This window comes from Paraburkholderia sp. MPAMCS5 (genome assembly GCF_036016995.1).
Lineage (GTDB): Bacteria > Pseudomonadota > Gammaproteobacteria > Burkholderiales > Burkholderiaceae > Paraburkholderia.
Window position 1 is genome coordinate 1 of record NZ_JAYXBK010000038.1, and the last position, 1,498, is coordinate 1,498.

Annotated in this window: 1 protein-coding gene; it reads right to left on the bottom strand. The window is 63.7% G+C overall.

The annotated features are described in order from the left end of the window. A partial coding sequence (gene ilvA / locus VOM14_RS31340; RefSeq protein ID WP_327632577.1) for a threonine ammonia-lyase, biosynthetic occupies positions 1-1,498 on the bottom strand: 1,498 nt, incomplete at both ends.

The window sequence follows — 1,498 nt, forward strand, 5'->3', positions numbered from 1 at the left end:
CGATAAACCGGATTCTGCGTCTCTTCCCAATACGGATAGCCGAGCGTCGTCAGAAAGCGGTCGAACTCCGCGTTATCGGCTTCCGGCACCTGAATGCCGACGAGAATCGAGCTGTAGTCCGCGCCCTGATTCCGATAATGAAAGAGGCTGATGTTCCAGTCGGGCGCCATCGACGAAAGAAATTTCATCAGCGCGCCCGGCCGTTCCGGAAACTCGAAGCGAAAGAGCCGCTCGTCGTGTGCAAGCGGCGAGCGTCCGCCGACCATGTAGCGGATGTGCTGCTTGGACAGTTCATCGAAAGTGAGATCGACAGTGGCGAAACCGTGCGCCTCGAATGCGCCCGCAATCTGCGCCGATTCGCTGCGATTGCGGATCTGCACGCCGACGAAAATATGCGCCGAATCGGCCTGCGCAATGCGGTAATTGAATTCGGTGACGCTGCGCGTGCCGACCAGTTCGCAAAAGCGCCTGAAGCTGCCGCGCTCTTCGGGAATCGTCACAGCGAACACGGCTTCGCGCGCCTCGCCGACTTCCGCGCGCTCGGCCACGAAGCGCATGCGGTCGAAGTTCATGTTCGCGCCCGACGTGACGGCGATCAGCGTCTGATTCTCGATACCCTCGCGCTCCGCATACTGCTTCGCGCCCGCGACCGCGAGCGAGCCCGCGGGTTCGAGCACGCTGCGCGTGTCCTGGAAGACGTCCTTGATCGCGGCGCACAGCGCGTCGGTGTTGACGAGCAGCACGTCGTCGAGATATTCGCGGCACAGGCGGAAGGTTTCCTCGCCGACGAGCTTCACCGCCGTGCCGTCGGAAAAGAGCCCGACTTCGTTCAGCGTGACGCGCTCGCCGGCTTTGAGCGACGCCGCCATCGCGCACGAGTCGTCGGTCTGCACGCCGATCACCTTGATCTCGGGGCGCACCGATTTCACATACGCGGCCACGCCCGCCGCGAGTCCGCCGCCGCCGATCGGCACGAAGATCGCGTGAATCGGGCCTTGATGCTGACTGAGAATTTCCATCGCGACGGTGCCCTGGCCGGCGATCACATACGGGTCGTCGAACGGATGCACGAAGGTCAGGCCGCGCTCTTCCTGAAGCTTCACCGCGTGGCCATACGCATCGCTATACGATTCGCCGAACTGCACGACTTCGACGGTCGGGCCGCCATGCGCGCGCACGGCATCGACCTTGACTTGCGGCGTCGTGACCGGCACCACGATGATCGCCTTCACGCCCATGCGCGCGGCCGACAGCGCCACGCCTTGCGCATGATTGCCCGCCGACGCCGTGATCACGCCGCGCGCGAGCGACTCGGCGGGAATATGCGCCATTTTGTTGTACGCGCCGCGCACCTTGAACGAGAACACCGGCTGGTTGTCCTCGCGCTTCAGATAAACCGGATTGCGCAGACGCGCCGACAGATGCGGCGCGTGCTCAAGCTCGGTCTCGCGGGCCACATCGTAGACGCGCGCGGTGAGGGTTTTCTTCAGGTAGTCGT